The 24,727-nt window shown below is 50.9% G+C and carries 25 protein-coding genes; 19 read left to right on the top strand and 6 right to left on the bottom strand.

Annotated features, from left to right (window positions below; genetic code table 11):
* Window positions 1-16 precede the first annotated feature (16 nt).
* Genes uxaC through uxuA form a run of 3 tightly spaced genes read right to left on the bottom strand, consistent with a single transcriptional unit; the run spans window position 17 to window position 4,155 of the window.
* The gene (gene uxaC / locus I2G42_RS02640; RefSeq protein ID WP_195530698.1) at window positions 17-1,411 is read right to left on the bottom strand and encodes a glucuronate isomerase; all 1,395 of its coding nucleotides are present in this window, start codon (window positions 1,409-1,411) and stop codon (window positions 17-19) included.
* Between the two features lie 17 nt (window positions 1,412-1,428).
* Window positions 1,429-3,063, bottom strand: coding sequence for a mannitol dehydrogenase family protein (locus I2G42_RS02635; protein ID WP_055227299.1), 1,635 nt, complete (start codon window positions 3,061-3,063; stop codon window positions 1,429-1,431).
* 15 nt (window positions 3,064-3,078) lie between these two features.
* Window positions 3,079-4,155, bottom strand: a complete 1,077-nt coding sequence (gene uxuA, locus I2G42_RS02630) for a mannonate dehydratase (protein WP_055227297.1) — start codon at window positions 4,153-4,155, stop codon at window positions 3,079-3,081.
* Between the two features lie 749 nt (window positions 4,156-4,904).
* Between uxuA and I2G42_RS02625 the strand changes: the two genes are divergently transcribed.
* The 10 genes from I2G42_RS02625 (at window position 4,905) to I2G42_RS02585 (ending at window position 13,923) form a co-directional block, all read left to right on the top strand.
* Window positions 4,905-6,143: a glutathione S-transferase C-terminal domain-containing protein gene (locus I2G42_RS02625; RefSeq protein WP_070103196.1), complete on the top strand. Its 1,239-nt coding sequence runs from the start codon at window positions 4,905-4,907 to the stop codon at window positions 6,141-6,143.
* A 98-nt stretch (window positions 6,144-6,241) separates the two neighbouring features.
* A complete protein-coding gene (locus I2G42_RS02620; RefSeq protein ID WP_055227295.1) occupies window positions 6,242-7,165 on the top strand; it encodes a transporter substrate-binding domain-containing protein in 924 nt (307 codons plus the stop codon).
* A gap of 95 nt (window positions 7,166-7,260) precedes the next feature.
* Entirely contained in the window at window positions 7,261-7,761 is a 501-nt protein-coding gene (locus I2G42_RS02615) for a GNAT family N-acetyltransferase (protein WP_195530697.1), read from the top strand.
* Between the two features lie 15 nt (window positions 7,762-7,776).
* Window positions 7,777-8,529 (top strand): amino acid ABC transporter permease, encoded by a 753-nt coding sequence (locus I2G42_RS02610; protein WP_022462083.1) that lies wholly within the window; start codon window positions 7,777-7,779, stop codon window positions 8,527-8,529.
* A complete protein-coding gene (locus tag I2G42_RS02605) occupies window positions 8,516-9,274 on the top strand; it encodes an amino acid ABC transporter ATP-binding protein (protein ID WP_117801468.1) in 759 nt (252 codons plus the stop codon). The genes I2G42_RS02610 and I2G42_RS02605 overlap by 14 nt, the downstream gene beginning before the upstream one ends.
* A gap of 35 nt (window positions 9,275-9,309) precedes the next feature.
* On the top strand, window positions 9,310-10,428 hold the full coding sequence (locus tag I2G42_RS02600) for a M20/M25/M40 family metallo-hydrolase (RefSeq protein ID WP_207741835.1): 1,119 nt from the start codon (window positions 9,310-9,312) through the stop codon (window positions 10,426-10,428).
* Window positions 10,429-10,435: 7 nt separating this feature from the next.
* Window positions 10,436-10,591, top strand: coding sequence for a hypothetical protein (locus I2G42_RS16230; protein ID WP_207741834.1), 156 nt, complete (start codon window positions 10,436-10,438; stop codon window positions 10,589-10,591).
* A 196-nt stretch (window positions 10,592-10,787) separates the two neighbouring features.
* The gene (locus tag I2G42_RS02595; RefSeq protein ID WP_055227284.1) at window positions 10,788-11,762 is read left to right on the top strand and encodes a 1-aminocyclopropane-1-carboxylate deaminase/D-cysteine desulfhydrase; all 975 of its coding nucleotides are present in this window, start codon (window positions 10,788-10,790) and stop codon (window positions 11,760-11,762) included.
* Window positions 11,759-12,706: a glycosyltransferase family 2 protein gene (locus I2G42_RS02590; RefSeq protein WP_118600713.1), complete on the top strand. Its 948-nt coding sequence runs from the start codon at window positions 11,759-11,761 to the stop codon at window positions 12,704-12,706. Before I2G42_RS02595 ends, I2G42_RS02590 begins: the two co-directional genes overlap by 4 nt.
* Window positions 12,703-13,923, top strand: a complete 1,221-nt coding sequence (locus I2G42_RS02585) for an ATP-binding protein (RefSeq protein WP_195530696.1) — start codon at window positions 12,703-12,705, stop codon at window positions 13,921-13,923. The genes I2G42_RS02590 and I2G42_RS02585 overlap by 4 nt, the downstream gene beginning before the upstream one ends.
* A gap of 95 nt (window positions 13,924-14,018) precedes the next feature.
* Here I2G42_RS02585 and I2G42_RS02580 read toward each other — a convergent pair whose 3' ends face one another.
* Complete coding sequence (locus I2G42_RS02580; protein ID WP_243033838.1) at window positions 14,019-14,432, bottom strand: hypothetical protein; 414 nt, start codon at window positions 14,430-14,432, stop codon at window positions 14,019-14,021.
* Window positions 14,433-14,477: 45 nt separating this feature from the next.
* A complete protein-coding gene (locus I2G42_RS02575) occupies window positions 14,478-14,705 on the bottom strand; it encodes a hypothetical protein (RefSeq protein WP_055227276.1) in 228 nt (75 codons plus the stop codon).
* A gap of 150 nt (window positions 14,706-14,855) precedes the next feature.
* Here I2G42_RS02575 and I2G42_RS02570 point away from each other — a divergent pair, with 150 nt between their 5' ends.
* The 9 genes from I2G42_RS02570 to I2G42_RS02530 all read left to right on the top strand — a co-directional run bounded on the left by I2G42_RS02570 (window position 14,856) and on the right by I2G42_RS02530 (window position 23,108).
* Complete coding sequence (locus I2G42_RS02570) at window positions 14,856-15,311, top strand: putative ABC transporter permease (protein WP_195530695.1); 456 nt, start codon at window positions 14,856-14,858, stop codon at window positions 15,309-15,311.
* A gap of 28 nt (window positions 15,312-15,339) precedes the next feature.
* A complete protein-coding gene (locus tag I2G42_RS02565; RefSeq protein ID WP_117509472.1) occupies window positions 15,340-17,289 on the top strand; it encodes a fructose-1,6-bisphosphatase in 1,950 nt (649 codons plus the stop codon).
* 100 nt (window positions 17,290-17,389) lie between these two features.
* Window positions 17,390-18,439, top strand: coding sequence for an L-threonylcarbamoyladenylate synthase (locus I2G42_RS02560; protein WP_118595102.1), 1,050 nt, complete (start codon window positions 17,390-17,392; stop codon window positions 18,437-18,439).
* A 2-nt stretch (window positions 18,440-18,441) separates the two neighbouring features.
* Window positions 18,442-18,900, top strand: a complete 459-nt coding sequence (locus tag I2G42_RS02555) for an arsenate reductase/protein-tyrosine-phosphatase family protein (RefSeq protein WP_055218690.1) — start codon at window positions 18,442-18,444, stop codon at window positions 18,898-18,900.
* Complete coding sequence (gene rpiB, locus I2G42_RS02550) at window positions 18,897-19,340, top strand: ribose 5-phosphate isomerase B (protein WP_055218692.1); 444 nt, start codon at window positions 18,897-18,899, stop codon at window positions 19,338-19,340. Before I2G42_RS02555 ends, rpiB begins: the two co-directional genes overlap by 4 nt.
* Before the next feature lie 29 nt (window positions 19,341-19,369).
* Window positions 19,370-19,999 (top strand): uracil phosphoribosyltransferase, encoded by a 630-nt coding sequence (gene upp / locus I2G42_RS02545; RefSeq protein ID WP_022462095.1) that lies wholly within the window; start codon window positions 19,370-19,372, stop codon window positions 19,997-19,999.
* Window positions 20,000-20,042: 43 nt separating this feature from the next.
* Window positions 20,043-20,531, top strand: a complete 489-nt coding sequence (locus I2G42_RS02540; RefSeq protein WP_055227455.1) for a deoxycytidylate deaminase — start codon at window positions 20,043-20,045, stop codon at window positions 20,529-20,531.
* Between the two features lie 94 nt (window positions 20,532-20,625).
* Window positions 20,626-21,525, top strand: a complete 900-nt coding sequence (locus tag I2G42_RS02535) for an AraC family transcriptional regulator (RefSeq protein ID WP_195530694.1) — start codon at window positions 20,626-20,628, stop codon at window positions 21,523-21,525.
* Between the two features lie 113 nt (window positions 21,526-21,638).
* Window positions 21,639-23,108, top strand: coding sequence for a glycoside hydrolase family 30 protein (locus I2G42_RS02530; protein WP_022462098.1), 1,470 nt, complete (start codon window positions 21,639-21,641; stop codon window positions 23,106-23,108).
* A gap of 75 nt (window positions 23,109-23,183) precedes the next feature.
* Here I2G42_RS02530 and I2G42_RS02525 read toward each other — a convergent pair whose 3' ends face one another.
* A complete protein-coding gene (locus tag I2G42_RS02525) occupies window positions 23,184-24,593 on the bottom strand; it encodes an AI-2E family transporter (protein WP_195530693.1) in 1,410 nt (469 codons plus the stop codon).
* Window positions 24,594-24,727 lie beyond the last annotated feature (134 nt).

The following is a 24,727-nucleotide window of genomic DNA, read 5'->3' as shown; positions in this document are numbered from 1 at the left end:
ATAAGGCATGCGAAAATCACAGGAAATACGAAACAGCATTGTTGTAGCTGATATTTTCCACCATCTCTTTCAGAAAATCCAGGTTCGCCGGGTACTCCCCGTTTTCCACCCAGTTTCCGATTTGATTGCAGAGAATCCGGCGGAAATATTCGTGGCGTGGGAAAGAGAGGAAGCTGCGGGAGTCGGTCAGCATGCCGATGAAGGTGGAGAGCATGCCGATGCTGGAAAGCGTCGCAAGCTGGGATTCCATGCCGTATTTGTGATCGTTGAACCACCATGCGGTACCGAACTGCACTTTTGAGCGGATGCCAGGCGCAGCAAAGTTTCCGGCCATGCTTGCAAGCATCGGGTTGTCGCCCGGGTTCAGGGAGTAGAGCACGGTTTTCGGCAGTGCGTCATCCTCGTCCATATCGTTTAAGAAAGCACCGAGCATCGGGGCAAAGGCGAAATCGTTCATGCTGTCAAAGCCGGTATCGGCACCGAGCGCACGGAACATCCGCTTCGAGTTGTTGCGGAGTGCTTTGATATGAAGCTGCATGGCGATATTGTGCTTATGATACAGCCGTCCGAGGTTCGTCAGAAGGAAGCCCTTGTACATGCCGAGCTCTTTTTCAGTGAGAGCACCGCCGTTCATGCGTTTCTCAAATACGTCATTCGCCTCAGCAGCCGTGCATGGCACATAGAAGCAGCCCTCAAGGCTGTGGTCGCTGACAACGCAGCCGGCGGAGAGGAAGAAGTCGAGGCGGCAGGAGAGGGCATGCACCATATCCTCCGCGGATGCAATCGTCCTGCCGGCGGCAGCGGCAAGCTTTTCCACATATTCCGGGAAATCCGGCTTCTCGAGATGAACGGCGCGGTCCGGGCGGAAGGACGGCAGAACGCGGCAGGCAAAGTCTTCCTTATGTAATGCCAGATGGCAGTGCAGATCATCTACAGGATCGTCGGTGGTGCACAGATGCGACACATGCTGGTTCAGAATCAGATTGCGCACGGTAAAGTCCTTCGTCTGCAGTTTTGCATTCGCCTCATCCCAGATCTCCTTCGCTGTTGCGCGGGAGAGCGGTGTCGTGATGCCGAAATACCGCTGCAGCTCCAGATGTGTCCAGTGGTATAAAGGATTGCCGATCGCGTTCTCAATCGTCTCGGCAAACGCCAGATATTTGTCGTAATCATCGGCGTTTCCGGTGATCAGATCCTCCGAAAAGCCCATCGCACGCATGGCACGCCATTTATAATGATCCCCGCCGAGCCAGACGCGTGTCAGATTCTCCATCTGGCGGTCTTCGAGAATCTCCTGCGGATTCAGATGGTTGTGATAGTCAAAAATGGGCATTTTTTCAGTTGCCTCGTGGTACAGCGTTTTCGCCGTATCGGTCTGCAGCAGAAAGTCAGCGTCCATAAAAGGTTTCATATGGAAATACCTCCCTTTTAGAATTGAGCAGTCAGCGCAGCAAGCGTATCTGTCACAGCGCCAGGTCCCTGAAGCATCGAGACAAAAGCATTCAGCACACGGTCAGAAAGTCCGGCGGAAATCAGATCCACACCGAAAATCGAAGCATCGGAGAGCAGCGGAGCCAGAGTTTTGGAAAGGGTCTCGCGGTCAGCCGGTGCGCCGAGTTTCAGATCCTGCACATACGGGCGGACCGTGGCAAGCAGCGGATCCGGGCTCAGATCAAATGCATCGCCGTTGTCATCCACGCCCATCAGATACCGCAGCCATCCCGCAAATACAGCCGGAATTGCCTGAAGATCCGAGAGTGACAGCTCCGGAGAAGCAAGATACGATTTGATCGTCTCACCGAACCGGATCGACAGCTTCTGTGACGTATCGGTTGCAATTCGCTGCGGCGTATCCGGCATAAACGGGTTCGGGACGCGGATGTTCAGCACTTCATCGATAAACTGCTTCGGAGAGAGAATGCCAGGATCGGTGACAACCGGAAGTCCTTCCACATATCCGATGCGCTCCACGAGCTTTTTCAGCACCGGATTTTTCATCTCATCACTGATCAGTTCATAGTCCAGCAGGCAGCCGAACACAGCGAGTGCGGTATGCAGCGGGTTCAGGCAGGTGCAGACCTTCATGCGCTCTGTTTTGTTGACAGTTTCCCGGTCGGTAAAGATCCATCCGCTCTTTTCCATCGGCGGCCGTCCGTTCGGGAAATGATCTTCGACTACGAGGTACTGGCATTCCTCTGCATTGACGAACGGAGCAACGTAGGTGTGGCGGGAGGTGATAATCGGCTGTGCATTGGCGAGGCCGTCCTCCTCGAGCATCTTTTCGATGGAAGCATCCGGCCGCGGGGTGATCTTGTCGATCATGGTCCACGGGAAGCTGACTTTTTCCGGGTTCTGCAGATAGGAGAGGAAGCCTGGCTGTACCAGCTTGTTTTCTTCCCATGCAGAAGCGTAGGCTGTCAGGGCAAGGGAAAGTTTTTCGCCATTGTGGGAGCAGTTGTCGGTGCTGACCATCGCAACCGGTTTTTCGCCTGCAAGAAATCTTTCATATAAAAGAGAAGCAACTTTTCCCATATAGCTGGTAACGGAAGAAGGTCCGGCAGCAAAATCGGCAGCAACAGACGGCAGCAGTTCGCCCGCACCGTTTTTCATGGAATATCCCTTTTCGGTGATCGTAAACGTCGCCATCTGCAGGGAATCCTTGGTAAAGATTTCTTTTAACCGGGCAAAATCCGGAGAATACGCCGTATCGGCAGCCAGCGATTCTGCGATGCTTCCAACAACGGTTTTCTCGACAGAACCATCGGCTTTTAAGGTCACCAGAATGCTTAAATTATCGTGCGGCTGGTACATATCACGGATGATTTCTGTATCGAAGCCCTCTGCGACGATGACACCGCGGTCAAAGGTACCGTTGTTCAGCAGTTCCTGTGCTGTATTTGCCTGGAAGGCACGGAAAATATTTCCGGCTCCGAAATGCACCCAGCACGGAGATTCTTTCGTGCGGGTGATCATTGCTTCGCGGTCATAGGATGGAAGCGCATAGCCTGCGGCTTCCCACGCTTTTTGATCTGCCAGTCCGGCAGCTGTTAAGTTAAGAGACATCAGTAAAAACCTCCTTTAAATTCCACGTTTGTGACTCTTGTCAATAGCTTCCCAGAGTCCGTTTAAATAAGTCGCGCCGAGTGCGCGGTCATACAGTCCATAGCCCGGCATTGCCTTCTCGCCCCAGATCATACGTCCGTGGTCCGGGCGGATCAGGCCGTCAAAGCCGATGTCGTACAGCGCTTTCATGATCTCATACATATCGAAGCTGCCGTCAGAGGAAAGGTGTGCGGCCTCCTCGAAATCCTGCTGGCTGTGGAATTTCAGATTGCGGACGTGAGCGAAGTGGATGCGGCCCTTTAAGGAACGGATCATATCCGGCAGATCGTTCTCCAGGTTCGTTCCGTAGGAGCCCGAGCAGAAGGTCACGCCGTTGTGCGGGTCATCGACCATCTTCATCATGCGCAGAATGTTTTCTTTATTAATGATGATTCTCGGAAGACCGAAGATACTCCATGCCGGGTCGTCCGGGTGAATGGCCATTTTGATGTCGTACTCGTTGCAGACCGGCATGATGCGTTCGAGGAAGTATTTGAGGTTGGCAAACAGTTTCTCATCATCCACATCGCGGTAAGCGTCAAAGAGCTCTTTCACTTTTGCCATGCGCTCCGGCTCCCAGCCAGGAAGAATTGCGCCGTTTGCATCACCTGCGATAGATTCAAACATTTTTTCCGGAACAAGTGCGTCTACGGCGGACTGTTTGTAGGCAAGTACGGTCGAGCCGTCCGGACGGACGCGTGCGAGTTCTGTTCTGGTCCAGTCGAAGACCGGCATGAAGTTATAGCAGACAAGGTGAATATCTTCCTTGCCGAGGTGCTTTAACGTTTCAATATAATTATCGATGTACTGCTCACGGTCCGGGCTGCCGATTTTGATGGCGTCGTGGATGTTGACGCTCTCGATGCCGGAGATGTGAAGTCCAGAGGCCTCAACCTCTTCTTTTAACGCGTGAATCGCTTCGCGTGTCCACACCTCGCCCGGGGTAGTGTCGTACAGGGTTGTGATGACTCCGGTTACGCCCGGAATCTGGCGGATCTGCTCTAAGGTAACGGTATCAAATTTGGAACCATACCAGCGAAATGTCATTTCCATAAGAAAAACTCTCCTTTATTTTGTAATGTACTCTCGGAATCTTTCTGCACTTGCCTTTGCGGCTGATTTTCCGCCAGCTGCACCCGAATTTCATCAACGTACGCACCGCGTACGCCTCAGAAATTTGGGCACAACTGACAAAAAATCATCTCACAAAAACAAGCACAGAAAGATTCCGAGAGTACATTGTATTTTGCAAGTGGTGTTCTTTGCTTTTTATTGTATCGTTTTCAAAGAAAAAAGCCATGGCAAGAATTGTTGAGCACATTGCAAAAGTTGCGGCGGTTGGTAGGAAAAAGCAAAATCAGCCTACAGGTGTGATAAGTAATATCTTTCTGGTATGACTAACCAATAGGAAAAACCTATAAGCGATTCATCGAAATAACAATTACCAAAAGGCGTTTTAGGGGTTGCACATAGAAAAAATATGCATTATAATATGCCATGTAATCGAGAAACACATTAAACATATCGACTTAGTAGGAAAGGAGAACAGCAAATGAAAAAAACAGACAACAGACGAATGCAGGAGAACAGAATGATGGAGATGTGTTGTTGCTGTTGCTGCAGCTCCAATCAGAATAAAGAAAAATAAGAAACATTCGCAGGCAGAAAAAGCATAGCAGAAATTGCATGTGCGGGCAGGCCGGAACGAATGCCTGCTATTTTTTTAACCTTTTTTAAAAGAAATGCGAATGAACAACATAAGAATAGATAATAAACAGATGTAGAAAACGGAGGACAAAAACATGAGCGGATGCGGATGCAGCTTCACCCCAGTTGAAAATAAAGAAACCGAAGAAATCAAATACACCGATGCACTGGCAGAACAGTTTGCAGCAGAAGTCGGAGTAGACCCAAGACCAAATGAAACCCTTGTAGAGATCGATGAGCGCGGCGCTTTCATCCGTCAGCCAAATGCATTTATCCAGCCATTCGGCGATAAAGAAGGCGACCTGAAAGCAGAAGCAAACCGCTTCGGGATCTACTGGGCAACCGGATGCAACTGGTCCAACCGTCCGATCATCGTGCGGGAGCTTTTAGGACTGCAGGATGTGATCTCGGAGACGAGAGTTTCTCCATCCGGTGAGACAAACCGTTACGGACATGCATTCGGACAGTATCCGGATTTCAAGGATCCGGCGACAGGCGCTTACTTCTTAAGTGAGTTCTATAAAAGAGCAAACCCGGACTTCCAAGGAAGAGCAACGACACCGACTCTGGTGGATGTCAAAGAGAAAAAGGCTGTGAACAACGATTATCACCGCCTGACGAACTACCTCGAAGTGCAGTTCCGTCCATTCCAGCCAAAAGATGCGCCGGACCTGTACCCGAAAAAATTTCGGAAAGAGATCGATGAGTTTAACGACTGGCTCTTCCCGCATGTCAACAACGGCCATTACCGCATGGCATTCTGCCAGTCACCGGAAGCATACGATGAGGCATACGAAGATTTCTATGAATCCCTCGATAAGCTGGACAAACGGCTGGAGACGAACCGTTTCCTGTTCGGCGACTACATCACCGACAGCGATGTCCGCGCTTACGTCACTCTGATCCGTTGGGATGTCAGTTACTTCCACAACGTAGGACCGGTGAAGAAACCGATTCGTGATTACAAAAATATCTGGGGCTACTTAAAAGAACTGTATGCGATCCCGGCCTTCCGTCACGGAAGCGATCCGCAGGTGCTGGCACTTTCGAGACCTGGAAAGAAATTAGGCGAGGTTCTCTTCCGCGGATACAACGAACGAATCCTTGCAAAAGTAGATTTCGAGAAGCTGATGGCAGACGATGGATCGAGAAGAACACTCAGCAAAACACCGGACGAAGTATTCCTTCACCATCCGGAGGGAGAGACCTACGAGGATTACGCAGGAGAAATCTCAAAAACCATCTGGAACAGCCCGAAATGGGAAGACAGAAACCCGAAGAACGGCGTACTTTCCGTGGATGCATCGATTAATCCGCTGAAAGGACTTTTATAAGAAAAACAGAAGAATCCGGGGCACCTTGGTGGAACACTCTCAGGCAGCCGGGGCGCGGCCGGAACAGAAAAAAACGAGGAAATGAGGAGGATTTTATTATGAAAAAGACAAAGAAATTCTGGGCAGTATTGGCAGCAGCGGGCCTTTTGGCAGCAAGCTTTGCAGGATGCGGAAGCAATGCATCAGCAAATGCAGGAAGCAGCAGCGGTTCCGCAGCATCATCTTCCGCAGAAGGCAGCTCCGCATCGGATTCCGGTGAGAAAAAAGTGATCAAAGCTGTAACAAGCGGCACACTGGCACCGTACTTTTACGTAAATGATGACAACGAGCTGACCGGTGTCGATATCGATATCGTAAAAGAAGTGTTCAACCGCCTTCCGCAGTATGAACTGAAAATTGAGCAGGCAGATGCACTGCAGGGTGTGCTGAGCGGTCAGTACGACATCGCAGTCAACAACTATGGATATACCGATGAGAGAGCAGAATCCTACTACTTCTCTTTACCATATAAAACCAGCTTCAACGAATACATTCAGAGAACCGGCGATGAGCCGCTGACTTCTCTTACCGATCTGGCAGACCGCGGATACAAAATTGAGCTGAGTTCAGGAAGCCTTACCGCAAATGCACTGGAAAAATGGAATACAGACAACCCGGATCACCAGATCAATATCGTATATTCCAATGCAAACTTCCAGGTCCGCTACCAGCACATCGTAGATGGAACCGCTGATGTGGCAATCGACGACGGACCGATCATCGACAACCTGCTTCCGCAGTTCGGACTGGAAGGTCAGCTGGAAGCAAACGAGATCGACGAGGAGACCGAAGATTTCCTGTTCCCGCAGAACAATACCTACTTCCTGTTTGGAAAGAACGAAGAGGGCGCAGCACTCCGCGAGGATGTTGACAAAGCCTTAAAAGAGATGAAAGAAGACGGAACTCTTTCCAAGATCACAACCGAGTATCTCGGCGTGGACACCAGCCCGGACGAGAAATACTTTGATGAGACACCAAACTAGAATATCGTTTTCGAAATAAAAACAGAAGAGATTACAAAACAGACGGGAAGCGGATCGAGAACATCCGTTTCCCGATTCTAAAAGGAGCGAAAAACATGGCAGAAATTTACCGGGTAGAAAAGGGAAGCGAAGAGTGGAAATACAAAGCATATGATTACGTCAGAACCGATGCGTTCTGCTTGGGACAGAACATTCCGATTGAACTGGAATTCGGACAGGACGAGAGCAAAGATGATCTGCAGGCAATTCTGCTGACAGAAGATCACAAGCCGGTAGCCGGCTGCCGCATCGCATTTCCGGCGGAAAAGACAGGAAAAATCGAGCGTGTCTGTGTTGTCAGAGAAAAACAGAAAAGCGGATACGGCCGCGTACTGATCGAAGCCGCTGAGAAATGGCTGAAAGAATACGGTGTCGATCACATCGTCATCACGAGCCAGGACCGCGCCGCAGGCTTTTATGAGAAATTAGGCTACAAACTGAATCCGGACGCTGACCTGTCGGTATACGACCACCATGCACCGAAGAAAGACGAAGAGCCGAAAAAGCCGAAGAAAAATCTTGGCTTTACCTGTGTACTGGTAGAAAAATACGTGTAAGAGAGGAAAAAAATCATGGGAAAATTATTTGACGTTTCACTGGTATTTTCATCCATACCAGAATTGCTGACAAAGCTGCCGATCACGCTGGAACTGGCCGTGGTTTCTATGCTGATCGGACTGGGACTGGGACTTGTGATGGCGATCATCAAAATGAAAAAAATCAGAGTGCTGACGCAGATTACGAATCTTCTGATTTCACTGCTCCGCGGCACGCCGGTCATCGTACAGCTGTACGTTGCGTTCTTTGGTATTCCCATGATGTTCAAGGCAATCAACCAGCAGTTCGGAACGAATCTGGCGGTTGCCAATATTTCCGGTTTCGTCTATGCGATGATCGCTCTGGGACTGAACCAGTCGGGCTTTATGGCTGAGATTATCCGTTCGGCCCTGCAGTCCGTTGACCCGGGCCAGATCGAAGCAGCACATGCACTCGGCATGACGTATCCGCAGACACTGCGCCGCATCATTCTGCCGGAGGCCTTTGAGGTTGCGCTTCCGACCCTTGGAAACTCTTTTATCAGTATCATCAAAGGAACGTCTCTTGCTTTTACCTGCGCCGTTGTCGAGATTACCGCACAGGGCCAGATTATTGGAGGAAGAACGTATCGCTACTTTGAAGTTTACGTTTCACTGGCTATCATTTACTGGCTGGTAACGCTGGTGATCGAGCAGATTATCCGCGTAATTGAAAATAAAATCCGGATTCCGGACCAGGTAGAGCTGGCGTCCGCAAACGGGGAGGGTAAGAAAAATGATAAAAATTGATCATTTATCAAAAAAATATAACGACAACGTGGTGCTCGACGACATCAGCCTCGAGATCAGACAGGGCGATGTTGTGGGAATCATCGGTCCTTCCGGAACCGGAAAATCAACGCTTCTGCGCTGCGTCAACCGCCTTGAGACACCGGAGAAGGGAACGGTGACGATCGGGGACAAGGTGATCGGCCTTTCCGAGCGGAAACCGAAAGAGCTTCTGTATTTAAGACAGAACACAGGAATGGTGTTCCAGCGGTTCAATCTGTTTGAGAAGAAAACCGCACTGGAAAATGTGATGGAAGGCCTGATTGTTGTCAAGAAGATGAAAAAAGACGAGGCCAGAGCCATTGCATTAGAAGAACTGAAACTGGTCGGCATGGAGAAATGGGCAAACCATTATCCGAAACATATGTCCGGCGGACAGCAGCAGAGGGTGGCGCTCGCAAGAGCCCTCGCCATGAAACCGCAGATTCTGCTGCTGGACGAGCCGACCTCAGCCCTTGACCCGGAGCTGGTTGGAGAGGTTCTGGATGTTATTAAAAAAGTTGCGGCACAGGGATATACAATGCTTCTGGTTTCCCATGAGATGAACTTTATCCGCCATGTGTCGAACCGTGTGATCTTCCTTGATAAAGGACACGTAGTAGAAGACGGAACACCGAAAGAAGTATTCGAGCATCCGCAGAATCAGAGAACACGGGAGTTCTTCAGCAAGATGCATATTATGGCGCAGCCTGAGTATGTTATTTAAATTGCGGACACAGCCAAAGAGCAGGAGAAAAGATTATGATAGATGAGAAAAGAATTGCTGATTTTTTTGCGGAGCTGGTATCTATCGATTCGCCGTCCTTAGAGGAGCGCGAGATGGCGGACACCTTAAAAATAAAATTCGCCGAAATCGGGGTTACGCTTACAGAAGATCATACGCAGGAGCAGACCGGCTCCAATGCGGGCAATCTGTTCGCGCGCATTCCGGGCAGCCTTGCAGGAGCCCCGGTTCTCTTTGCGGCCCACATGGACACTGTTGAGCCTGCAAAAGGAAAAAAAGCCGTCTCCCATGAGGATGGAACCGTAACGAGCGACGGCACGACAGTTCTTGGCGCCGACGACCTCGCCGGTGTGACAGTCATCTATGAAGCTGTCCGCCACCTCATCGAGACCAAAACACCGCACCGCCCGATCGAAATTCTGATCTCGGTCGGTGAGGAGCTGTACTGCAAAGGCGCAAATGCCTTCGACTACAGCCAGGTGCAGGCAAAAGAAGCATACGTTCTGGATTTAAGCGGCGCGATCGGTGCAGCCGCCTACGCGGCACCGACACTCGTTTCCTTCGCGGCGAAAATCCAGGGAAAAGCCGCCCACGCCGGTTTCCACCCGGAGGACGGCATCAACAGCATCCAGGCGGCCGCCCACGCAATCGCACAGCTTCCGCAGGGCCACGTGGATGAAAGCACCACTGCCAACATCGGAAAAATCGGCGGCGGCTCCGGTACCAACATCGTTTCGGAAAGCTGCGTGATCGAAGGCGAAATTCGAAGCCTGAACCACGAGACGGCCATGGAGCTTCTGGAAACATATCACAGAACCTTCCAGCAGGAAGCAGAGAAGATTGGTGCGAAGCTGGTCTGGGAAGAAAAGTTGAATATCCATGCGTATGAGACGCCGCTGACAAGCGATGCCGCAAGGCATTACGAGAGCGCCGTTGCAGAAGAAGGCCTGACCGCTGCATTCGAAAAAACTTTCGGCGGCAGCGACAACAACGTCTTTGCACAGCACGGCATCGAAGGGCTTGTCATCGCAACCTCGATGAATCAGGTACACAGCTGCGCCGAGTACACAAAAATCCCGGAGATAGCCCAGGTGGCGCGGATTGTGGCCAATCTTGCCGCACCGCAGGAAGCCTGAACAGATCTTGGACGAAAAAACAGAATACGTAAAAAATCCCCAAAGCCCGCCGGCAGATGTGAAAACAAAAACCGGCGGGCTTTTCCTGTTTCCGGCACGGCTTGCCATGCAGAGAAAAATAGTCTATAATAGGGAAAAGCTTCCGGTGCATGCCGGAATTTAACACCAGTAGACAAGAAGTCCCCTGCTTCTAAAGCGGTGGGATGAATTGTTAAAAGAAACATAACGGCAGTGGCGGGCGGAGAAAAATCGGTATCCTCCACTGACATGAGGCAAGTCACAGTCGAACTATTTTCGGCATGTCAGACTCCGTGAAAATACCGACTGTGAGTTGAAACAAGAATAAAAGAGGAGAAACAATGATACAGACACCAATTCAGAAACTGGAATTTCCAAACGACAGAGGCGTCCGCCTGTACTGCAAGCGGGAGGATCTTCTTCCGTTTTCCTTAGGCGGAAACAAAGTCCGCATCGGACGTGCTTTTTTCCAGGATATGCAGGAGAAAAACAAAGACTGCATGATCATCTACGGAAACAGCAGATCCAACCTCTGCCGCGTGCTGGCCAATCTGTGCTGTGCCGAGAAAATTCCATGCTATATGATCTGTTCTTCTGAAGAAAACGAAGAACACCCGATCGAAACCAACAACAGCCGTCTGATGAAATGGCTCGGAGCCGAAGTCATTCCGTGCAGAAAAACAGAGATTGCGCAGACGGTCGAAAAGACCATGCAACGTCTGACGGAGCAGGGATATCAGCCGTATTATATTTTCGGCGACAAATTCGGAAACGGAAATGAAGGAACACCGGTGCAGGCTTATGTGGATGGCTACCGTGAGATTTTGGAGTGGGAGAGAGAACAGAACGTTTCCTTTTCTCATATCTTTGCAGCATCCGGGACCGGCTCCACGCAGAGTGGTCTGGTGAGCGGAAAACTGATCGAACAGGGAAGCGAGCAGATTATCGGTCTTTCTATTTCATCCCGTGAGTACGACCGCGCGATCCGCATTATGGAGAGCGGGATTTCGGACTATTTTCAGAAGAAGCATCTTTTGCTGCCGGAAGGATGGGAGCAGGAACTGCACCTGGAAATGGGATACCGCCAGGGCGGATACGGTCAGTACGATGAGCGTATTCTGCAGGTGATCCGGGAAGAGTTCTGCCGGAACGGACTTCCGCTGGATCCAACCTATACCGGAAAAGCATTCTGGGGAATGAAGCAGTATATCGAGGAACATGACCTGCAAAACTGTGATGTGCTTTTTATTCACACAGGAGGAACGCCGCTGTTCTATGACTGCATTCTGAACGATACCGATGGAGGAATGAAATGAAACGGATTTCAATTGTCATCCCATGCTACAATTCCGAAGCAACGATTCGGAAGGTTGTAGAGATGGTGATGGAAGAATTCAAAAAAATGGACGGATATGACTGTGAATTTGTCCTGGTAAACGATGGATCTCCAAAAGATGATACGTATGGAGAGATCAAAAAGCTGGGAGAACAGTATAAAAATGTCAAAGGAATCAATCTGCTGCGCAATTTTGGCCAGCATAATGCGCTGATGGCCGCACTCCACTACACGGAGGGAGATTTTATTCTTGGTATGGATGATGATATGCAGACACATCCATCGCAGATCAGCAAACTGATCCATAAAATGGAAGAAGGATATGATCTGGTTTACGGATATTATCCGAAACGAAAAAATTCCTTCCTGAAAAATATCACAAGTAAATTAAACGAAGTCTCATCACGGATTCTTCTCGGGCGCCCTAAAAATATTGTTTCCAGCAACTTCTGGATGATCACCCGTCAGATCAAGGAAGAAGTGGTCAAATACGACAGCTTTAATCCATATATTGATGGGATTTTTTACCGTACAACGCACAAAATCGGGAATGTGGAGGTGGAGCACTTCAAACGTGCGGTGGGAACCTCCAACTATACGTTAAAGAAGCTGATCAAATTATGGCTCGCCTACTGGAACTATTCGGTGATCCCCCTTCGGGTGTCTTCCGTACTCGGTGGAATTTCCGCAGCGGGCGGTTTTCTGGCAGCCATTATCATTGCAATCCGAAAGCTCATCGATCCGAATGTGATGGTTGGATGGTCCTCCACAATCTGTACGATTGTTGTTTTTTCCGGACTGATTTTGATGGTGCTCGGCATTATCGGAGAGTATCTCGGAAAAATGATTCTGATTCTGAACCGCACGCCGCAGTATATTGTGCGGGAAACCATTAACGTATCTGATGAGGAAGAAAAAAAGTGAAAAAAATCATGATTTTAGGTGCCAGTACTTACCAGGTGCCGCTGATACGGACTGCACGCAGAATGGGTCTTTACACGATCGTAGTGAGTATTCCCGGCGATTATCCGGGGTTTGCACTTGCAGATAAAATTTATGAACTGAATACGCGGGATAAAGAAGCGATTCTTGCGGCGGCGGAAAAAGAACAGATCGACGGAATCTGTACATCGGGAACCGATGTGGCCGTCAGCACAATCGGCTATGTCTGTGAAAAGATGCATCTGTCCGGCATTCCGTATGAGGCGGCGGAAATTCTGACCGATAAGGCAAAGATGAAAGACGCATTCCGGCAGGGCGGCGTTTCCGCGGCAGACGGGATGCGGGTAAGAAGCGCAGAGGAGGCACAAAAAGCCGCAGAACAGCTTGGATACCCGGTTGTCGTAAAACGGGTGGACAGTTCAGGAAGCCGCGGAATTACCGTGGTGGAGCATTCCGGACAGATCGAAGAAGCGTATGAAAATGCGAGAAACGGTTCGGCAAGAGATTATGTGCTGGTTGAAAAATTCCTCCGCGGAACGGAGATCGGCGTGGATGGATTTGTGCAGAACCACAAACTGGTCTTTCTGGCACCGCACACGAAATTTGTATACCGCGGTGCACACACGACCGTTCCGGTCGGCCACGCATTTCCGTATGGATGCAGCGGGGCACTGCGGAAAGAAATTGCCCGCCAGATGCAGCTGGCCGTCACCGCATCCGGTGCCGATCAGTGCTCCGTCAATGCGGATGTCTTTGTGGACGGAGAGAAGGTCTGGATCATTGAAATGGGCGGAAGAACCGGGGCAACCTGCATTCCGGAACTGATTTCAACGTATTACGGATTTGATTTTTATGAGCAGATGATCAAAAGCGCCCTCGGGGAAGAAACGGATTTTCAGCAGACGGAAAGCTGCCCGTGCATGGCAAAACTGCTGCTGAGTCCGGTAAGCGGAACCATCACACAAATCGACCGGGATCAGGTCGAACGTCTGCGTCAGGAAGGGCTGGAGCTTGTCCTGGATTATCCGGAGGGGCATGAAGTTTCTGCCATGGCAGATGGAACTGACCGGATCGGCCATGTGATTGTAAAGACGGACCGGGAAGCGGAACTGGATGAGCAGATGAAGCGGGTGTACCGCTGTATCTGGATTGATGGAAAAAATCTGGAGACAATCTGGGAAGAGAAAACAGCAAAATAAAAAACCCGGAATCTTTTCAAGACCTCAGAAGAGGAGCGAAAGGATTCCGGGTTTTGCGTTGCCAGGCATATCAATATCCGGTGGACCAATTTTGATTACACTGTTTTTACAGGCTTCATCATCATCCGATAGTAGACTGGAATCAGCAGTGCAATTGCACCGAACCAGGCAAGCGGGCTTGCGATGCAGACGGCAGTGTAGCCTAAGAAGCGTGACAGCCAGACGGTAGCAGCAAGACGCATCACAAGCTCGACCATGCATGCGGCAAACGGTGCGCGTCCGTTCTGCATACTCTGAATCGAGGTGCGGTAGACGGCGAGAAGGCCGAGCAGGAAGTAGAACGGCGCTTCGATCGTCAGGAATGCATCGGAGTAATGGTAAGAATCCGTGATTTCGCTCGAAAAGCTTGGTGAGCAAGTGCATCTGTCCCGCGAGGTCTGCTGCCGCCTCTTCCGGAAAATGACGGGAAAGACGGTGACGCAGTATCTCGAGGAATACCGTGCGTCCAAAAGCCTGCCGCTCGTCGAAAGCGGCTTTTTGCCACGAAAAATATGTTACATCTGTTTGATTGCCTGCAGCATTTCAAGATCCGAAGCAGTCACCTTGATATTGGAAACCATCGTTCGGCCGTCCGGTTTTTTCACCGTGACTTCGAGAATCGTTCCCTCCTCGATCTGCGAGGATGCGAGATCGCTCATGAATTTTACGAACTTCGGGTGGTTTTGGGCGAAACGGTCTCTCAGATTTTTTAATTCCATTAACTTTATTGGGTTAAATGCCATTCTTTTTTCTGTCCTTTCTATTCGAAACTTCTTTCGAAACATGAAAGTATTGTAACATGGAAAAGAAAAAATGCAAGCGGATAAAAAGAGAAAAGACAGAGATACTGGGAATAAGAGAAAAGATTCTCAATTAGAATGGGAGAAAAACGAATGAAAGCGAAGAAGTATCTGCTGTTTTTTCTTTTGGGCTACTGCATTTATATTGCCATCGAAGTCACCTACCGCGGTTACAGCTTCCGCCTGATGGGCATTGCCGGAGGACTGTCCCTTGCAGGAATCGGAATGCTGGAAGACGCCGGGCTGCGCCGCTTTCCGCTGGCGTTTCAGATGATGGTATCTGCGGTTCTGATCACGGCCATCGAACTGTATTCGGGAATGTTTTCCCTGCGGGTGCTGCATTACCGTATGTGGGACTATAGTACGCTGCCGTTTTCACTCTGTGAAGGATTAATCTGCCCGTGGTTTTTCGGGATCTGGTATCTGCTCTCGGCGGTTGGGATTTTTCTTACGGACTATGTGAGCTATTATATCTTCCACGAGGGGGCGCACCCGGTGTATCGAAAGAAGAAAAAGGGTTGTGCCGAAGGGGAGTTCGTTATAAAATAAGAAAAAACAACCCAGGCAGGAGGTCCTCATGGAAAACGAAAAAAATTATCTGGAATATCTCGCAGAATTGTACCCGACCATCGAAAAAGCAGCGACCGAAATCATCAATCTGCAGTCCGTTATCAACCTTCCCAAAGGCACGGAGCATTTCCTTTCGGATATTCATGGCGAATACGAAGCCTTTTCTCATGTACTCCGCAACGGTTCCGGTGCCGTGCGAAAGAAGATTGACGATGTCTTCGGCCACACGCTCGGCATTTCGGAAAAACGTGCGCTTGCAACCCTTATCTATTACCCGAGAGAGCGCCTGGAGATGGAGAAAAAGCAGCAGGAGGACATCGATGACTGGTACAAGGTCATGCTGTACCGCCTGATCGACGTCTGCAAAATCGTTTCTTCCAAATACACCCGCGCCAAAGTGCGGAAAGCCCTGCCGGCGGATTATGGCTATATCATCGAGGAGCTGATCACCGAAAAGCCGGAGGTACTCGATAAAGAAGCATACTACGAGGCGATCATCCAGACCATCCTCGAAATCGGCAGCGCCGAAAACTTCATCATCGCCGTGGCAGAGCTGATTCAGCGGCTCGTTGTCGATCATCTCCACATCATCGGCGACATCTTTGACCGCGGTCCGGAGCCGTATAAAATCATGGACTGCCTGATGAATTACCATTCCCTCGATATCCAGTGGGGTAACCACGATGTGCTCTGGATGGGCGCTGCGACCGGCCAGCCGGCGTGCGTGGCCAGCACGATCCGCATCTGCCTCCACTACGGCAATCTCGATGTGCTGGAGGACGGCTACGGCATCAATATGCTTCCGCTTGCCACCTTTGCTCTCGAGACGTACGGCGATGATCCGTGCGAATGCTTTGCCGCAAAAGGCGGCGAGGACAGCGGAAATTCCCAGCAGATGCTGGAGCGCCGCATGCACAAGGCCATCACCGTAATGCAGTTAAAGCTCGAGAACCGTCTGATCCGTGAGAACCCGGAGTACGGCATGGAAAACCGCCGTCTGCTGGAAAAGATCGATTACCAGAACGGAACGGTGACGATTGGGGAGAAAACGTATGCTCTGCGCGACAAGAGCTTTCCGACGATCGACCCGGCGCATCCGGACGAGCTGACAGAAAAAGAGGCAGAAGTGCTCGATAAGCTGATCTTCGCCTTCCGAAACAGCGAAAAACTGCAGGCGCACGTCGATTTCCTGCTCAAAAAAGGAAGCCTCTACCGCGTCTACAATGGAAATCTGCTGTACCACGGCTGCATGCCGATGAATGAGGACGGCACCTTAAAAGAGGTACAGGTCGACGGAAAGAAATACAAGGGAAAAGCACTGTACGATATCCTCGAGCACAACGTGCGCCGCGCATTTGTAAGCCGCGATCCGAAAAAACGGGAGCAGGGCCGCAATACGCTGTGGTATCTGTGGACCGCGCCGAATTCCCCGCTGTACGGCCGCGACAAGATGACAACATTTGAGCGGTATTTCCTCGCAGAAAAAGAGACCTGGACCGAGGTGAAAAACGCGTATTACCGCCTGATCGAGAAAGAGGAGACGGCGGACCGGATCTTACAGGAGTTCGGGCTCGCCGGTGAAAATGTACATATTATCAACGGCCACGTCCCGGTACACCAGAGTGCCGGTGAAAGCCCGGTCAAATGCGGCGGCAAGGTGCTGATCATCGACGGCGGCTTCTGCAGGGCGTACCACAAAGAAACCGGCATCGCGGGTTACACGCTGATTTACAACTCGTACGGCCTCAGCCTCACCGCGCACGAGCCGTTTGAATCGACGGAAAAAGCAATCCAGGAGGAGAAGGATATTGTCTCCCGCCAGGTGGCGGTGCGGTACAACATGAAGCGCCAGTTAGTCGGCGATACGGATCAGGGACGGCAGATCCGGCAGCGCATCCGTGAATTAAAGGAACTGATCGAGGCGTACCGCACGGCTCAGTTAAAAGAGCTTCTTTAAATCAAGGGTTTTCAACTGCGCCGGAAAATGGTATAATCAAAACAGTGTGCGCAGATGGAAACACTGTGCGCTGGAACAGATGGAAAGAAGGAAGAAACATATGAGGGCATGGATTGCCAGGATGACAGAAGATAACATAGATCAGAGCGCGATCGAAAAAGCAGGAGAGATTCTGAAAAACGGCGGTCTGGCGGCATTCCCGACCGAGACCGTATATGGTCTTGGCGGAAATGCGCTGGATGCCAAAGCTTCCGAGAAAATTTATGCGGCAAAGGGCCGTCCGTCGGACAACCCGCTGATCGTCCACATCGGAAGAATGGAGGACCTCGAAACCGTAGCGGCAAACGTGCCGGAGAGTGCACGCAAACTGGCAGCTGCATGCTGGCCGGGACCGCTGACGATGATTTTTGAGAAAACAAATGCCGTTCCGCTCGAGACGACGGGAGGCCTTACCTCCGTAGCCGTGCGCTATCCGAGCAACAAAGTGGCAAACGCACTGATCTTAGCCGGAGGCGGCTTCATCGCAGCGCCGAGCGCCAATACATCAGGCCGGCCGAGTCCGACGAAAGCCGAGCATGTGATCGAGGATCTTGGGGACAAAATTGACTGTATCATCGACGGAGGAGACGCCGAGATCGGCCTCGAATCCACTATCGTCGATTTTACAGAGGAGATTCCGACGATTCTCCGCCCGGGCTATTACAACAAAGAGATGCTGGAAAAAGTGCTTGGAACCGTGCGTGTCGATCCGGGAATCCTTGCGGAGGACAGCCATGTGCGTCCGAAGGCACCGGGCATGCGCTACAAACATTATGCGCCGAAGGCAGACCTTACGATTATCCAGGGCGAGATGGAACGGGTGATTCCGGAAATCAACCGCCTTGCCGCAGAACAGGAAAAGGCAGGAAAGAAAGTGGGCGTAATCTGCACCGATGAGACACGGGAGCAGTACACTACAGGAGATATCAAGAGCATCGGGCTGCGCGCCGAAGATGCGACGATCGCGCATCACCTGTTTGCGATTCTGCGCGACTTCGATGAGGACGGCGTGGAAGTGATTTATTCCGAGGCTTTCGACACCCCGCGTATGGGGCAGGCGATCATGAACCGCCTGTTAAAAGCCGCAGGCCACAAAGTAGCAGAGGTATAACAGTGAAACATTACAGCAGGATTTTATTTGTGGACGCGGACGATACCGCGCGCGCACCGATGGCGAAGGCGATTCTGCAGAGCAAAGAGCTTCCGTGGCCGATGGAAATTGGTTCCCGCGGGCTTGTCGTTCTGTTTCCGCAGCCGGTCAACCAGAAGGTAGAGGCAGTGCTTGCGCGCAACGGGCTTTCGGCCAAAGACCACACCACCACACCGCTTACCGCGGAGGACATCAACGACGACACGCTGCTTCTTGTGATGGAGGACAGTCAGAGGGAAAAGATCCGTGAGGACTTCCCGGATGCGCCCCATCTGCAGACGATCGCCGGATTTCTGCGGCTGGCAGGAGACATCCCCGCCCTTTACGGGGAACCGCTTACCGAATACGGAAAATGTTATGAAGCGCTGGAATTCCTGATTGAAGGTGTTCTTGCGCGGCTGAAAGAGGAGGAAGAACAATGATAGCTTTAGGATGTGACCACGGCGGATATGAGCTGATGCAGGAGGTAAAAGCATATCTGGATAAACAGGGACTGGAATATCAGGACTTCGGATGCTACAGCAACGAGGCAGTTGATTATCCGGTTTACGCCAGAAAAGTAGGCCATGCGATCCAGAACGGAACGTGTGATAAGGGAATCCTGATCTGCGGAACCGGAATCGGCATTTCTATCACGGCAAACAAAATGGAAGGAATCCGTGCAGCACTCTGCACCGACTGCTTCTGCGCAGAGGCAACCCGCCTGCACAACGATGCCAACGTACTGGCGATGGGAGGACGCGTTGTAGGCCCTGGCCTTGCAATCAAAATCGTAGAAACCTTCCTGAACACTCCATTTTCCGGAGAAGAGCGTCACGAACGCCGGATTCATTTGATTGAGCATGAAGGAGAAAATGAATAAATTTTAAACAAAACAAAGGAGAAGGGAAAATGGCAAGAACAGTCATCATGGATCACCCGCTGATCCAGCACAAAATCGGTATTATCAGAAAGAAAGACACAAGCTCCAAGGAGTTCCGCGAGATGATCAGCGAGATTGCAATGCTGATGTGCTACGAGGCAACCAGAGAGCTGCCGCTCACAGACGTTGAAATTGAAACCCCGATCTGCAAAACAACCGTAAAAGAGCTCGAAGGAAAGAAAATGGCAGTTGTGCCGATCCTCCGTGCCGGTCTTGGTATGGTAGAAGGTATGCTGGCTATGATTCCGGCAGCAAAAATCGGACACATCGGTCTGTACCGTGATCCGGAAACCCTGGCACCGGTTGAGTATTACTGTAAACTTCCGTCAGACATCGCAAGCCGTGAAGTATTTGTAACCGACCCGATGCTGGCAACCGGCGGTTCTGCAACGGCAGCCATCACCATGCTGAAAGAAAAAGGCGCAAAGAAGATCCACTTCATGTGCATCATCGCATCTCCGGAAGGAATCGAGAAAATGCATGAGGTTCACCCGGATGTCGATGTTTTCGTCGGAGCACTGGATGACCATCTGAACGAGCACGGCTACATTGTACCAGGCCTCGGCGATGCCGGAGACCGTATCTTCGGTACGAAATAAGAGCGGAAGCAAAGTACGTTAAGAAAACACAGGGGAAATGGGTATGAGCGATAAACGAGAGGATTATATTTCCTGGGATGAATATTTCATGGCAGTTGCCCAGCTTGCCGGTATGCGCTCGAAGGATCCGCACACACAGGTGGGAGCCTGCATTGTGAGCGAGGACAACAAGATTCTGTCCATGGGATACAACGGTTTCCCGAAAGGCTGCTCGGACGACGAGTTCCCGTGGGGAAAGACAAGTGAAAATCCGCTGGAAAACAAGTATCTTTACACAACGCACAGTGAACTGAACGCCATCCTGAATTACCGCGGCGGAAGCCTCGAGGGAGCCAAGCTGTATGTGACATTGTTCCCATGCAACGAGTGCTGCAAGGCGATTATCCAGGCGGGAATCAAAACGGTGATCTACGACTGCGACAAGTACGCGGACACCCCGTCCGTGATCGCATCGAAACGGATGATGAAGGCGTCCGGAGTCACTTTTCAGAAATACCACCGCACAGGGCGGGAAATTACCATGTCCCTGTAGCAGAAAAGATAATAGAAGGAGCGCGCCTGAACGAACAGAAAGTTCAGACGCGCTTCGTCTGTATACACGAAAAGACAAGAAACGGGAGGGCACCATGGAGAGCAATTTCGAATGGATTACGGCAAACGGGGATATCGGCATCCGCTTTTTCCACAGCATCGACGACGGCGGCTACAGCAACCCGCCGCACTGGCACAACGATCTGGAGATCATTTATCTTCTGGAAGGCCGTCTGAAAGTGCGTTTCGGTGACGGCGGCGAGCGGCAGATCGGGGCAGATGAACTTCTCGTCATCAACTCCGGCACGATCCACGCCGTGACAGCCTATCCGAATCAGGCCATCGTCCTGCAGGTTCCGTACGAGATGCTGCTGCAGTACATGGAGCATTACGATCAGCTTTACTTTGTTGTGGATGAAAGACCGGCCAGTGAGGCGGAAAAACAAAAACTCGCAGAATTCAAAGCAGTTCTCCGGGAGATGGACGAGGTGTACGGTGCGCAGAAAGAAGGGTATCAGTTAAAATTCGACAGCCTTCTTCTTGAAGCGCTGTACCGCTTACTGGTGGACTATGCGGTGCGGATCGGAAAAGAACACATTCCGCAGAATCAGAAGGCCGTACAGCAGATCCGCGAGGTCATGCGGTATATTGAGGAGCATTACGCCAAAAAGCTGACGGTGGCGCAGGTCGCGGAGCACTTTGGTTATACGCCGAATTATCTGTCGAAGCTTCTGAAACGGTACCTCGGTCTGACGGTCTACCAGTATCTGTATGAAATCCGGCTCGACCGGATCTGCCGCGACTTGCAGCATCCCGAGGCGCGGATCATGGAACTTCTGCCGAAACACGGCTGCGAAAACTACAAGTCGGTGTCGCGTCTGTTTAAGGAGCGGTACGGCTGCAGCATGAAGGAAATGCAGAAGCGGTATGAAAAGGAAAAAGGAGACCGCCCGATGGGCCAGTGGGTAAGAATCAAAAAAGCGGAAATGCCCTAATTTTCTGCCGAAAAAGGCACTAAACAAGAAGAAGAGAGCATGGTATAGTGGAAGCATGAAACAGCGGATTTTCAGTAAATGCCGCAAAACATGTGAAAAATGGAGTGTGGAAAATGAAAGCAAAACAGATTACAACGTACCATGTAAAAGGGGAAGCAAAAACCTGGGAAAAAGCGCTGGCACCGGAAGACGAGTCCAAGAGCGTAAAAATGATTGAGTCGAACGTCATCAACCTGTATCCGGACTTTGCGTTCCAGACCATCGAGGGCTTCGGCGGCGCCATGACCGAGAGCAGCGCATACCTGCTGTCCCGTATGGATGAGGAAACACAGAATCAGGCATTACAGGATATTTTCGGACCGGACGGCCTTCATGCAAGATTTGTCCGCGTGCCGATCGACAGCTGTGACTATTCCCTTGAGGAGTATCAGGCAGTCGCAGACCCGATCGCAGACCCGGATCTGGCAACCTTCTCGATCGACCGCGACCGCAAATATGTCCTTCCGATGCTGAAAAAAGCCATCGAAATCTCCGCAGAGCCGATCAGTGTTCTGATGAGCCCGTGGTCTCCGCCGTATCAGTGGAAAACTGCACCGAAGATCGCAAAGAATGATGCTGCTGTTTACGGTGCAATGGGAATGCCGGTTCCGGAAGAGATTCCGCAGAGAAACCACGGCGGCAGCCTGAAACCGGAGTATTACGGAAGCTGGGCAAAATACGTCGTAAAATATCTGCAGGCATACCTCGATGAGGGAATCCCGGTGACGATGCTGAGCCTGCAGAACGAGACCGTAGCGGCTACCACCTGGGACAGCTGCGTATGGACACCGGAAGAGTCCAAAACCTACCTGAAAGATTATCTGTATCCGGAGATGAAAAAAGCAGGCCTGACGGACAAGATCGGCATCTTCATCTGGGATCACAACAAAGAGCGTATGATCGAGCACGTTCTGACCGTCCTTGACGAGGAGACCATGGACATGGTAGCCGGTATCGCATTCCACTGGTATTCCGGCGACCACTTCGAGGCTGTTGAGCTGATGAAACAGAAATACCCGGACAAAACCTTCATGCTTTCCGAGTGCTGTGCCCTTCACATGCCGGGCAGAATCGGTTTTGGCGACGGTGGTTTCGGACCGGTGAACTTCCAGACACCAGAGTACGTCGATTACCTTGACGCCGCAGATTATGCACACGATATGATCGGAAACCTGAACGCCGGCATGAACCGCTGGATCGACTGGAACTTCCTCGTAGACAAAGACGGCGGCCCGCGCCACGTACCGATGGGATTCACCTCAGGTCTGATTGTAGATGATGATTTCCATTACCGCAAACCGATCATGTACCACTACATCGGCCACATTTCCAAATATATTGCTCCGGGTGCAAAACGCATCGGCTGGAGCAAATACGGAGCAAACCTGGATGTAACGGCCGCAGTCAATCCAGACGGAAGCTACGTTGTGATCCTGCTGAACCGCACAAAAGAGGATTCCGGCTGCTTCCTGCGTGTCAACGGACATATCATGCGTGTCGATCTTCCGGCAGAGACACTCAGCACGGTTGTAATCGAGAAATAAAAAGCAAAAATAAGAAAATGCCTTCTGTGCAGAATGGAAACAGTCTGCACAGAAGGCATTTTTGTAAGATACGATTTATTTTTGATCGGAATCGGAAGAATCTGAGTTTTTCTCTTCGGTCGAAGGCTTTGCCGGTGTATACGGCGCATCAACCGGAGACTCTTCCGTGGTCAGCTTTGTCAGCGCTTTGCGCAGCCGGTAGCCCGGAAAGTGGAAGACGTCGGCCTCGTCGATCTTCTTTTTCTGATATGGGATCGCCTGTCTCGTTTCCGGATCAATGTGATCCATGTGGAAGTAAAACGCATCGTCATCCGGCAGGTGATGTTTTTCAAGACGACGGTTGGCGAAGTTGCGGCAGACCGTGCAGATAATGGCACAGACCGGAACGGCGATGATCATGCCAAAGACACCCCAGAAGCCGCCGCCGATCAGAATCGAGATGATGATAAGGAAGCTGGACACGCCGGTCGTTTCGCCGAGGATTTTCGGTCCTAAGAAATTTCCGTCAAACTGCTGCAGGAGAACGACGAAAATCAGGAAATACAGTGCCTGCAGAGGGTCGATCAGAAGGATCAGCAGAAGACACGGAACGGCGCCGAGGAACGGGCCGAAAAACGGAATGATATTCGTCACACCGATGATTACGCTGACCAGCAGTGCGTACGGGGTGCCGATCAGGCTCGTCACAAGATAGCAGATGGCACCGATGATGATCGAATCGATGACTTTTCCAACGAGGAACCCGCTGAATTCCTGGTTCACATACTGGCAGTCGCGGATCACGGCATTTCCGTGATCCAGACCGAGCAGCGCGTAGACTGCTTTTTTCAGCTTGGCAATGTAGCTTTCCTTGTTGTACAGCATGTAGATCGCAACGATCGCGCCAAGCAGAATGTTTTTGAAAAACGTAACCATGTTGACGAGCTGTCCGGAGAGGTTCAGAAGGAACGTACGGAGCATCGGCATCAGGTCATTGGTCAGCCAGTTGGAAAGCTTTGCGGAGAACGTGGAGATGTACTGGTCTGCCGTCTGCTGCATCTCCGGGTAATTCGCCAGCACTTTTGTGGCAAAATCCTGAATGTTGTTTGCGTAGTTGGAGAAGTTGGAGACGATGTTTGCGATACTTGAAAACAGCTCCGGGATCAGGGTCGCAATGAGTCCGTACAGCGCGAAAAGCATGGCGACGTACGTCAGAAGAATCAAAAGCGCCCGCACAAGCTTTTTGCAGCGTACCGACTGTGTTTTTCTGTGCCGGGCAAAGAGTCTGGCGATGATCCGCTGTTCTATGAAGTTAATGATCGGGCTGATCACATAGGCAAGAATCAGGGCTGCAATCAGGGGGGAGAGAATGTTGAGGACATTGTGAAAGGCGGTCCGCACAGAAGTCTGGTGGAAGAGCAGGTAGTAAAAAATCATGGACGCTGCAAGTACCAGAAAGGCAGTAACGCCGGCCCGGACATATTTTCGGTAACGATCCAGTTTCATAAAAATGTAAATCCCCTTTCGAATTTTATTAACCTCTATTATACACATGCAATCCCCAAAATACAACCGCAACCACACTTGCGGTAGAAAAAGGAAACTGCTATACTGGAAAAGCAGATTTAGAAAAAGGAGAT

This window comes from Fusicatenibacter saccharivorans, from assembly GCF_015557635.1.
In the GTDB taxonomy this organism is placed as follows: Bacteria; Bacillota; Clostridia; order Lachnospirales; family Lachnospiraceae; genus Fusicatenibacter; species Fusicatenibacter saccharivorans.
The sequence above is the reverse complement of the archived record's forward strand: the minus strand, read 5'-3'. Positions and strand labels throughout refer to the sequence as shown.